We start from the raw sequence: 10,924 nt of genomic DNA, 5'->3' as shown, positions 1-10,924 counted from the left end.
GACCTGACGCGGGGCGCATGCTCTTTTTTTCGGTGGGAGTGCTGGCGCTGATGGCGCTGACGGTCTGGCTGTGCGCGTTGGTCTTGCGACTGAAGGGCAAAGAGGTGACGGCGCTGTTGTTGACCAGTATGTTTATGAATTCGGGTAACTATGGCTTGCCGGCGTCGCGCTTCGCCTTCGGCGAGTCTGGCTTTACGTTAGGGGTGTTTTACTTTATCATGCAATCCATCATGGCGCAGACGCTAGGAGTCGGGGTGGCGGCTGCCGGCGCGGCTGGCGGCCGCAAACAGGCATGGCGGCAGGTGTTTGACCGCCTCACCCACATGCCGCAGATTTATGCGGTGGCTGGCGCGTTGGCATTGCGTGGGATCGGGTTTCATCCGGCGGAAGCCACCGGCATTGCCCGCAGCTTGTTTGAAGGGGTGGCACTGCTCAGCGAGGCGGCGCTACCGGTGATGCTGCTCATCCTCGGCGTGCAATTGGGGGCCGGCGCGCCGATTGTGCAGCCAACGATGGTTGCGTTTGCCACTGCGATCCGTCTGATCGTGTCGCCGATCCTCGCCTTTGGCTTAGCCCGTTTGCTCGGTATGGACGGCATTGCGCTAGGGGTGGGGGTGATGATGGCCGGAATGCCGACTGCGGTGAATACAACTATTCTAGCGATTGAGTTTGATACTCGCCCGCAGTTGGTGGTGAGTACGGTGGTGGTGTCGTCGTTTGCAAGTTTGGTGACGTTGAGTGTATTGTTGAGCTTGGTGCGATAAAAGATCACCGTAGGGGCGCAGTGCGCTACCATACCGGCTATTGATAAGGCAAGAGAGGCAGAGCAGCGCACTGCGCCCAGACGGTTTCTTGACGGGGCACGAGGGGCAGAGCAGCGCGTTGCCCGTATGACGTAATCTTATGCCGCTAACTGATTTGCTGCTGCGTAATGTGATTTTGGCCGGACAAGCCGGGCGGTATGCGATCGCTATCAGCGGCGAGCGCATCATTTGGGTTGGCCCTGACCGCGATGCGACCCAGTGGCAACGCGCAACAACGATTGTGATTGATGGCGACGGGATGTTGGCGCTACCCGGCTTGACCGACTGTCATTTCCACCTGCACAATGGGGCGCGCGCGTTAGGGGTGCTGCGCCTCGAAGATGTCCAGAGCGTCGCCGAGTTGCAGTCCCGGCTAGCAACTTACGCCGCCGCCCACCCGCATTTGCCGTGGCTAATCGGACGCGGTTGGCGCTATCGGTTGTTTGCTGATGGTCAGGTGCCTGACCGGCGCTTACTCGATGCAGTCGTTCCCGACCGACCGGTATTGTTGACCGCCTTTGACGGGCATACAGCGTGGGCGAATACGGTTGCCTTGCAGATTGCGGGCATCTTGGGCGGAGCGGAAACGGGCCATCCATTTAGCACCGTAGTGATGGGTGCAGACGGGCGGGCTAGCGGCGAGTTGCGCGAAGCACCAGCAATGGATCTGGTGCGGCGTTGCGTCCCGCCGCCGACCGAAGCTGAGCTGCGCGATTTGCTGCGTCGCGCGCTGCGCGAGCTGGCAGCGCTGGGATTAACCGGCGTCCACAATATGGACGGCGATGAAGCGCAACGTACCCGCTACCGCGAGCTGGCGGCTGCGGGTGAATTAACCTTGCGCATCCGCGTGCCCCTCTCGCTGTCACCGGGGACTGATCCAGATCGAATCGCAGCGTGGGCCGCCGATGCCCACCATCATCCGCATCCTTTCGTGCAGACCGATGCGGTTAAGCTGTTTGTCGACGGAGTGGTTGAAGCCAAAACGGCCCTGATGATCGAACCATATGCCGATGGCAGCGGCGAGCGCGGGGTTGCCAACTACGACCCGGCAGAATTCGTTGATCTCATCACGCGCGCCGACGCGGCCGGGTTACAGGTCTGTGTGCATGCCATTGGTGATGGCGGTGTGCGCCAGACCCTCGAAGCTTTTGCTACTGCCCAACGGGTTAATGGCCGACGCGACGCCCGTCATCGGATCGAACATGCCGAGATTGTCGATCCAACGGATATCCCCCGCTTTGCCACCCTTGGCGTGATTGCTTCAGTGCAGCCGTTGCATGTCGATTTCGGTATGGATCTAGCTAACCCGTGGTGGCGATTGGTAGGGCCACAACGCCACCGGTTTGGCTTTCCATGGCGTGATCTTCTTCGTGCTGGCACACAGATGGCACTCGGCAGCGATTGGCCGGTCGCCGATCCCGATCCACTCCGTGGGATACAGGTAGCCTGCACGCGGGGCAAGCTCGATCTCAGCCCGCTAGAGAGCGATTTTCCTGATCAGCGGCTGACGGTAGCTGAAGCATTAGCTGGCTATACCACATGGGCCGCCTACGCCGGCTTCCGCGAACACGAATTGGGCCGGCTAGCACCCGGTTATGTAGCCGACCTCGTCCTGCTAGACCGTGACATTACTTGCGGCCCACCTGACCAGATCGCGGCGGCGCAGGTGATGTTGACAATGGTGGGAGGGAAGGTAGTGTTTGAAAGGTGATATTACGTACTTGAATCAAATTTCAAATCAAAAAAACTGACGAAACAATGATATGATAAGATTATACTCTCGATTAATTGAAAATAAAGCGAAAGCTATTGCTCTAATATTGGCTGTTTTGAGTATTATGCTCGGTGCTGTTTGGCAAACGCAAGCCATATCGTCTCAAGGCGCTACCATTGGCACAGCAAGTGATGGCAGTTACGTCAAACGATGTTACGCGCGTGAACGTTCTGCTACCCAGAACATAACCTTCCGTTGGACACCCGACCAAGGGGCATCACTGCAATTCTGGCCAATCCCACCGGAGAGACCAGCACTTCTGTATCTCAAAGTCGCGCGACCTGACCTTGCAACCTTGACCCTGAAGATATGCAACCAGCCGCCTTTACAGGTCGCTATTATTCCGGGCCAGCGGCTTTATCAGATGATGATCAAACCCGGTCAATGCGAGCTTGCTCTAAGCATATTTCCCCCCTTATATGCCCACAATGACCCGCGCTCGCTGGGCATATTACTCCTACAGACAAAACTACATATGATAGCGACAAACGTTAGCGATCTTTTCGCCACATTCTTTCTCGCGCCATTTCTTCCGCTCGCACTCGCCGGCATCTCTTGGACAGGTTTGACGAACAATAATGGTTATCAACTATTTTTGACACCAATTATTCTTTTAGGGGTCATCATTACAGGATCAATATATCCAGAGTGGCGGTTAGAGATAGCATGGTGGGTATCTAATATCAGTTTTGTGTTTCTACTCACCATCATCGTATATCGGAGCGGCAAACGGTGGCTATCTTCTTACGTTCACACTGATCGGATTATTGTCGGATGGTTAGCAGGAATTGGCATCATTACGATCGTGCTGACGTTTCTTCCATACATTTCAAGCGACGGAGTAGGCTACTATGCATATGCTCGCGCTATTATCTATCGCGGCGATCTTGGCATGGAAGAAACGTTCGCTGCACTTGCCCCCCAAATGCCAATCCGCTTCACCAGTCGCGGATTTGTCGATAATCCTTGGTCAGTTGGTCCATCATTATTTTGGATACTACCACTAGCTGGATATCGGTGGCTCTTCGGAGGTGACGGGCACGATATTGGCGCCATTGCAACCGCTACCTTAGTAAGCGCGCTCTTTGGGTTTGGCACCACCATCATCGCGTACTATTGTGCCCGGCGTTGGTTTAGCCCCATAGAAAGCGCCCTCGGCGCACTGACGGCCTTTTTTGGCAGCACGCTTTGGTTTTATAGTATGCGCGAAGGTGGGTTTGCTCACGCACTCAACGCATTTGCTTGCGCTTTTATGGTCTTAGCTTGGATCCGAGTGCAAGAACAACCGAGCTACAAGCGTTGGTTCACGCTCGGCGTCGCGGCTGGTCTAGTCGCAATCACATATTGGGCCACTGTTCTACTCCTCATCATTCCTGTGATCGGCACATGCTATTTGCTGTGGCAGACACGCCATACTCCTCACCAATGGCGACCCATGATGATCGGTATCTTCATTGCCGGTTTAACGGCTTTGATAGTATTTAGCCCCCAAATCATAATATGGCAGATTATTTACGGATCACCATTTATCAAGCCGGAGGCTACACCGAGCATTAATTGGCAGGAACTGCATATTCTTGAACTTTTCTTTGCTCGTTTCGGTCTCGTGCAATGGTCGCCAGCCGCTATGGCAGGCCTCATAGGATTAGTGTTGCTCGCGCGCCGCAGCCCGATACTAGGTATTTCGTTGCTCGGTAGCGCATTGTTGTACATTACGTTCAACGGTTGGTTGACCGATTGGCATGGCAGCGGTACGTTCGGCGCCCGCCGGCTGACCAGCTTAGCCGTGTGGTACGCAATTGGCCTTGCCGCTATCATTGATGCTTTGGCTAAGCGACGTTGGACGGGTTTGGCACTTTTTGGAGCACTTGCAAGCTGCGGATGGATGTTGATGTTGTTGATCCGGATCACTCTCGGCTATTTTCCTGAAGGGACAACAGCGTATGGACTTGAGCGCACGAGTATAACTGACTTGTTTTTGACGCGTTTCACTTTACCTACATTCGATATCTTCACCTTTTTCCAAACCGGTTTTATAGGAGATATCTTGTCTAGTAATTTAATCACTACATCATTATCTTTATTAGGTTATTTGTCATTTCTTGCCGGATGCATAACATGGCTACTTTGGAACTTAACTTCAAAAAAAGCATAAACACAACAACATTTTTACTAAAAGCAAGACACTGTTCGTATATCTTACATCAAATAGGTCAACACCTCTACCTCATCTCCGCTCTCAATCACCAGATTATCGGGCGGCAACCATTGAAATTCTCCACTGCGGCGCAGACTCAACGGCAACTGACCGGCAGCACGCAGATCAGCAACCGTCTTCCCACTTCGACGATCGGTGACCACTTGGCGGCGTACAACTAGCAATTGATCACCAATGTCAAACGCCGATTCAACATCCGGCAACAGCGCCGCCGCCACCAGACTGGGCGCGGCTAGCGCCGAGGTGCTAAAGGCGGTGCGAATGCCGAACAGATCGGCCAGCCGGTCAGCCAGCACATCGCTAAAGACGCGCAGTACCAAATGCACATCAGGGTACATACTGCGCACCGCTAGCCCGATCTGCAAATTAAGCAGATCATCGCTATAGAGCGCGGCCAATGCCGTCGCCTGCTCAATACCTGCCTCACGCAACAATTCTGGATCACGCGCATCGCCGCGCAGTACCTGCACCCCTTGCCCGGTCAGCGCCTCGATATAGCGTTGCGGTGTCTCAACCGTGCAGATGACGGTCAGCGGCGGACGTGGCTCGCGCCGATTGAGCAGGCGCACCACTTGCGTACCAACTTTCCCCAAGCCACACACGATCAGCCGATCAACGTTCGGCTTTGGGCGTGGATGATTAGCTAGCTGGACAGCCTCAAGTGCGGGAAGCGGGCCAACCAGCGCGATCTCTTCACTGGGCAAAATAGGCAGATTGGCATTTGGTCCGGGCAAGCGACGCACTCCGAAACGAGCTTCCAGATCGGCCACCGGCCCAATTAACGGGCTATCATTACTGACGGTGAGATAAGCCACTCCGAGCAAACCGGCTGGTAGATCGAGCACGTAGCGCACATTCGAGCTGAGCAAAGCGGCAGCAAATGTTGGCGCAGCCAAGGCCGCCGGGCTAAACGCCGAATTGCGACCAAAGGTACGTTCGATACGAGCATCGAGGGCACGGCTAAAGATGCGCTGCACCGTTGGCAATTCAGGCCGAATGCGGCGCGCTGCTAGCGCAATCTCGAGATTCTTCAGATCATCGTCGATGGTGGCAATCAGCCCCTGCGCCCGCTTCAGCCCGGCCCGCACTAGCACAGCCGGATCACGAGCATCGCCGCGTACTACCGGTACTCCCAAACTACTAAGGATAGGAATAAATTCACAGTACGGATTCATTTCAACGGCCACAACCTCACGGCGGCAATCGAGCAACTGGAGCACTGCACGATAGCCAACCCGTCCAAGACCACAGACAATCATGTGACCGCGATAGGTAATGGCCAACGATTCTTGCCAACGTTCGGGGCGGGCGCGTTTGTCAACTAACAAACGGCCCACGTCAACTGCGCTTTGTAATAGAAAGAAGAGACCAAGCAGCGGGGTCAGAAAGAAGAGTATACGCCCAGTCAATTCATCAGGCAGATCGAGATCGGTTTGAAACACCAGTAACTTGAGCGTCTCGAAGAGCGCAAACGCGGTATCAGGCGGAACATCAAGCCGTTCCGGCAGATAAAACCATCGCATGTAGATGGTACAACTCGCCAACACTAACATGAGAGCGGTAATCGGGAACCATGCCTCACGCACAATACGTAGGTCATCGATAATGTTGGCAATGATCAATCGCCAGAGGGCAAACCGGCGGCGGCGTAGGCGGGTGAGACGGATGTCTTGGGCCATAGCAATGGTTGTCTCTATTCAAACACGAAGGCGCAACGGTGCTAGCGACACCCTTTGCACCGTTGCATTGCACATCACCAATTACGCCTCGCCGCGACTGACCGCAATCATCCGATTGAGCCGTTCGAGCGCCCGTCCGCTATCGATACTGGCCCGCGCCATTTTGACGCCGGTGACCAGATCGGGCGCGAGGTCGCCGGCAACTAACGCTGCTGCGGCATTGAACAACACCACATCGCGACGTGGCCCCTGCTCTTCTCCGCTCAGAATCGCCCGCACAATCGCCACATTATAGGCGACATCGCCGCCGCGCAACGCTTCGCGCGGCGCGCGCGCCAACCCGATATCTTCCGGTGCGACCATCATCTGGCGTGGCGACTGCCCGGCCCGCACCTCGAAGATCAGGTTGGGGCCGGAAAGGGTTAACTCATCAACACCGCCATCGCCATGCACGACCAGCGCGTGAACGGTTTCGAGCCGGCTGAGGGCGTTAGCCAGCTTTTCGGCCAGCGCTGCACTCGCCACCCCTAACACTTGATAGCGGGCGCGGGCTGGGTTGGTCAACGGGCCGAGAATGTTAAACACGGTGCGAATACCGATCTCGCGCCGCACTGGCCCGGCAAACCGCATCGCCGGATGGAACTTGGGGGCAAACATAAAGCCGATACCGGCATCACGTAAGCAGCGCGCCACTCCCTCGGCGTCTAGCTCGATCTGTACGCCAAGCCCTTCTAGCACATCGGCACTACCGCACACACTCGACATCGCGCGATTACCGTGCTTGGCCACTGTTAGGCCAGCGCCAGCCGCCACAAACGCTGCTGTCGTGCTGATATTAAACGTATGCGCACCATCGCCGCCGGTACCACAGGTATCGATCACCGGCCCATCGAAATAGACGTGAGTCGCCTTTTCGCGCATGACGGCTGCCATGCCGGCAATCTCGGCATCGGTCTCGCCCTTGATATGCAACGCGGTCAGGAAAGCGCCAATCTGGGCCGGCGTCGCCGTCCCGCTCATAATCTCTTCCATCACGCTGGCCGCTTCGGCCTGCGTCAGATCGCGCCGCGCGACCACCGCGGCAATCGCCTCGCGAATGTTCATTGCATACTCCTCAGAGCCGCAGGAGACGCACTGCTGGGCGTCTGTACAGGTTGCGATTGTATTGTAACGAGGCAGCGCGTTACGGTCAATGGCAAAGGGCCGCACCAGCGTGCGGCCCTGCCTCATCCTACGCGATTGTTAACATTCGCTATAGCCGCACGAATGGCACTTGCGGCAACCTTCTTCGTTCAGCATCGACGCATTCTGGCACTCAGGGCAAATCTCACCCGACTCCAGCGCAGTATGCATTGGGTCTTTCAGCAACTGCATCACCGGCGTCATCGGTATCGGTGGTTGCTTTTTCGGCGTAGGCACATCGACAACACCGTTGCTATAGTCACTGGCAAACGTGTATTCGCTGCTGTCATTCCCATTGCCATTCCCATTGCCATTCCCGTTACCCTTCACGTAGTGATCAAGCAGCACCTTACCGATCGCATCGGGCACCGAGCGCACCCGATCCGGGCCAAAGCCCGCCGAACGCGAACCGCCGATCCCGCGTAGTTGCTCAGCGATCAACTTGACCGGCACGCCACAACGCAGCGCCAACGAGATCAGCCGCCCGATCGCTTCAGTAAAGGCAGTGACATCGCTCCCGGCCCGGCCAATGATAGCAAAGACCTCGAACGGCTTACCCTCCAGCTCGGTGACGAACAGGCGCAGCTTGCCGAGCGGCGTCACCACCGGGAAGGAGTGGCTAGGCAGACCCTCAGCAGGCACCGGGCGCGGGGTGAGTTCCACCGGCGCTGGAGCAGCGACTGGCTGCTCAGCCGGCTTGTGCTCGCTCTTACCGGTCGAACCGGTTGACAACACCTGATTTTCACGCGAGCCGTCGCGGTAGACGGTAATGCCCTTGCAACCGAGGCGGAAGGCCAACTCGTAGGCTTCACGCACCTGATCGGGCGTCGCTTCGTGCGGGAAATTGATCGTTTTGGAAATTGCGCTATCGGTATACTCTTGAAACGCTGCCTGCATACGCACGTGCCACTCAGGCGCAATGTCGTGCGCGGTTACCCAGACCCGCTGTACCTCGGCAGGTACTTCAGGATGGTGGATGTGACCGGTATCAGCGATCCGCTCCATCAGCTCGGCGCTGTACCACCCCTCACGCTTGGCCTGTGCAACAAAGTCTTGGTTGATGTCAAGCATACGGGTATCAGCTTGATAACGCCAGAAGGCAATGGCAAACAGCGGCTCGATCCCCGACGAACAGCCAGCGATAATGCTGATCGTACCGGTAGGAGCAACAGTAGTCACGTTGCAGTTACGCAACAGCCGCTGCGGACGAATGCGCGACCCGTCAGGTCGGCGGGCACAGGTATCGTCCGGCCCCCAGATGCTGAACTCCCATTCGGGGAAGGGGCCGCGCTCGCGAGCCAACTGCTCGGAAGCGACTTTACTCTCTTCGTCGAGGAAGTGCATCACCTTTCGCGCCAGCTCAATCGCCTCATGCGAATTGTAAGGGACACCTAACTTCACCAACATATCTGCCCAACCCATCACCCCTAACCCAATCCGACGGATGCGCTGGCTCAGTTGGGTAATTTGCTCGAGCGGATAATGGTTCGCGTCGATCACATTGTCGAGAAAGCGGGTACTCTCATGCACCACTTCGCGCAGGTGTTCCCAATCGATCTGCTTGTCGGGAGTGACGAACTTGCCCAGATTGACCGAGCCGAGGTTGCAGACATCGTAGGCCAGCAATGGCTGCTCGCCGCACGGATTGGTCGCCTCATACTCACCGAGATGGGGCACCGGATTATACTCATTGGCACGGTCGATGAAGAACAGGCCGGGTTCGCCGGTGGCGTGGGCCGACTCCACGATCAGGTCAAAGACCATCCGCGCACGGAGACGCATCGGCTGGCCGGGCTGCACCAAAACCTCACCGGTCAGCGGATGCTTCAGTCCTTCACGGGAGGCAATATGCACTTGGCCGGTGCGCGGATTGATCAGATCATACTCCTCATCGCGATCGACCGCGCGCATAAAGGCATCGGTAACTGCAACTGAGATGTTAAAATTGGTAATCTTGGTCGTATCACGCTTACAGGTGATAAACTCCAGAATATCAGGATGGTCGCAGCGCAAAATACCCATGTTCGCGCCGCGGCGGGTACCACCCTGCTTAATCGCCTCGGTCGAATGGTTATAGACATCCATAAAACTGACCGGGCCGCTCGCCACCCCCATTGTACTGCGCACAACATCATTGCGTGGACGCAGACGCGAAAAGCTAAAGCCGGTACCGCCACCGCTTTGATGGATCAGCGCCTGATGCTTGAGCGTCTCGTAGATGCTGGTCAGATTATCCTCGATTGGCAATACAAAACAGGCGCTCAACTGACCGAGCGGCCGTCCGGCATTCATCAGTGTTGGGCTGTTTGGCTCGAAATAGCCCTGCGCCATGAGGTGATAAAAGCGCTCGGCCCGCTCTTCGACCTGCTCGGACGAAGCGCCATAACGCGCATCGACGGCGGCAATCGTCTCGGCCACCCGCCAAAACATCGTCTCTGGCGTCTCGATCACATCACCGTGCTCATTTTTCAGCAGGTAGCGCTTCTTCAACACCGTGCGGGCAATGTCGGTCAGGTTAGCAGGGACAAGCTCTCGTTTCGTCATTGCTAGAATACTCCTCTGTTGGACAAACCATCGGCACGCGGAGAAACCGGGATAGGACACCCAAAAGTGTAAAGAGTTATTTTAACTTCCATCACGACGCGGAAAGACCGTACTAGAAGCAAATACTACATCTAGTGTGTACGATGAGTGGTAGGGTGCATATCTTGGTATTCGCGCACGCGCCGCTAGTGTAGCACAGAGATCAGTGTTGTGTCAAGCAGAAAGAAGGTTACAAAATTATTTACAACTTGACCGTAATTTGCAGAAGGTACGAAAGGGAACGGCACGCCCGGTGATTGCGCGAGGGCGAGGCGCCCTACAGAACCCTCGGCCCGACAGGCCCACCCGGCCCGACGGGCCCTCACCCCGAGCCCGACAGGCCCCACCCCTAGCCCGACAGGCCCCACCCCTAGCCCCTCCCCCACAGGGGGGGAGGGGGATGGGTAATCGTAGCCGACGGAACGGCCCCTACACCACCCTCCCCCACAGGGGGGAGGGGGATGGTCACCTGTAGGGCGGAATGAATTCCGCCTCTCTCAATCCGCTGAGAGGGGTGGGGGATCCTCACCCTCGGCCCGACAGGCCCCCCCGGCCCGACGGGCCCCCCACCCCTAGCCCGACAGGCCCCCACCCCTAGCCCCTCCCCCACAGGGGGGGAGGGGGATGGGTAATCGTAGCCGACGGAACGGCCCCTACACCACCCTCGCCCACAGGGGGGAGGGGG

The 10,924-nt window shown here is 56.9% G+C and carries 6 protein-coding genes; 3 read left to right on the top strand and 3 right to left on the bottom strand.

The features are described from left to right. From Q1A59_RS14580 to Q1A59_RS14570, 3 genes are all read left to right on the top strand, one after another. Nucleotides 1–764 (top strand): AEC family transporter (locus tag Q1A59_RS14580; protein ID WP_299645170.1); only part of this gene is annotated, 764 nt, incomplete at its 5' end. Between the two features lie 139 nt (nucleotides 765–903). Beyond that, the gene (locus tag Q1A59_RS14575; RefSeq protein ID WP_298405256.1) at nucleotides 904–2,514 is read left to right on the top strand and encodes an amidohydrolase; all 1,611 of its coding nucleotides are present in this window, start codon (nucleotides 904–906) and stop codon (nucleotides 2,512–2,514) included. 52 nt (nucleotides 2,515–2,566) lie between these two features. Continuing rightward, nucleotides 2,567–4,732, top strand: coding sequence for a glycosyltransferase family 39 protein (locus Q1A59_RS14570; RefSeq protein ID WP_298405254.1), 2,166 nt, complete (start codon nucleotides 2,567–2,569; stop codon nucleotides 4,730–4,732). 44 nt (nucleotides 4,733–4,776) lie between these two features. On the opposite strand, the gene Q1A59_RS14565 is transcribed toward Q1A59_RS14570, so the two are convergent. The 3 genes from Q1A59_RS14565 to Q1A59_RS14555 all read right to left on the bottom strand — a co-directional run bounded on the left by Q1A59_RS14565 (nucleotide 4,777) and on the right by Q1A59_RS14555 (nucleotide 10,200). Further along, nucleotides 4,777–6,474: a TrkA family potassium uptake protein gene (locus tag Q1A59_RS14565; protein WP_298405252.1), complete on the bottom strand. Its 1,698-nt coding sequence runs from the start codon at nucleotides 6,472–6,474 to the stop codon at nucleotides 4,777–4,779. 81 nt (nucleotides 6,475–6,555) lie between these two features. Continuing rightward, the gene (gene trpD / locus Q1A59_RS14560) at nucleotides 6,556–7,578 is read right to left on the bottom strand and encodes an anthranilate phosphoribosyltransferase (RefSeq protein WP_298405249.1); all 1,023 of its coding nucleotides are present in this window, start codon (nucleotides 7,576–7,578) and stop codon (nucleotides 6,556–6,558) included. 138 nt (nucleotides 7,579–7,716) lie between these two features. Further along, the gene (locus tag Q1A59_RS14555; protein WP_298405246.1) at nucleotides 7,717–10,200 is read right to left on the bottom strand and encodes a vitamin B12-dependent ribonucleotide reductase; all 2,484 of its coding nucleotides are present in this window, start codon (nucleotides 10,198–10,200) and stop codon (nucleotides 7,717–7,719) included. Between the last annotated feature and the right edge of the window lie 724 nt (nucleotides 10,201–10,924).

Origin of the sequence: uncultured Chloroflexus sp. (assembly GCF_937951745.1) — a bacterium.
Taxonomy (GTDB): Bacteria; Chloroflexota; Chloroflexia; order Chloroflexales; family Chloroflexaceae; genus Chloroflexus.
The sequence above is the reverse complement of the archived record's forward strand: the minus strand, read 5'-3'. Positions and strand labels throughout refer to the sequence as shown.

What these genes read in the sequence shown, in the direction of transcription:
- Q1A59_RS14555 (WP_298405246.1), bottom strand. Translation starts at nt 10,200, where the DNA reads ATGACGAAACGAGAGCTTGTCCCTGCTAACCTGACCGACATTGCCCGC.
- Q1A59_RS14575 (WP_298405256.1), top strand. Translation starts at nt 904, where the DNA reads ATGCCGCTAACTGATTTGCTGCTGCGTAATGTGATTTTGGCCGGACAA.
- Q1A59_RS14565 (WP_298405252.1), bottom strand. Translation starts at nt 6,474, where the DNA reads ATGGCCCAAGACATCCGTCTCACCCGCCTACGCCGCCGCCGGTTTGCC.
- trpD (WP_298405249.1), bottom strand. Translation starts at nt 7,578, where the DNA reads ATGAACATTCGCGAGGCGATTGCCGCGGTGGTCGCGCGGCGCGATCTG.
- Q1A59_RS14570 (WP_298405254.1), top strand. Translation starts at nt 2,567, where the DNA reads ATGATAAGATTATACTCTCGATTAATTGAAAATAAAGCGAAAGCTATT.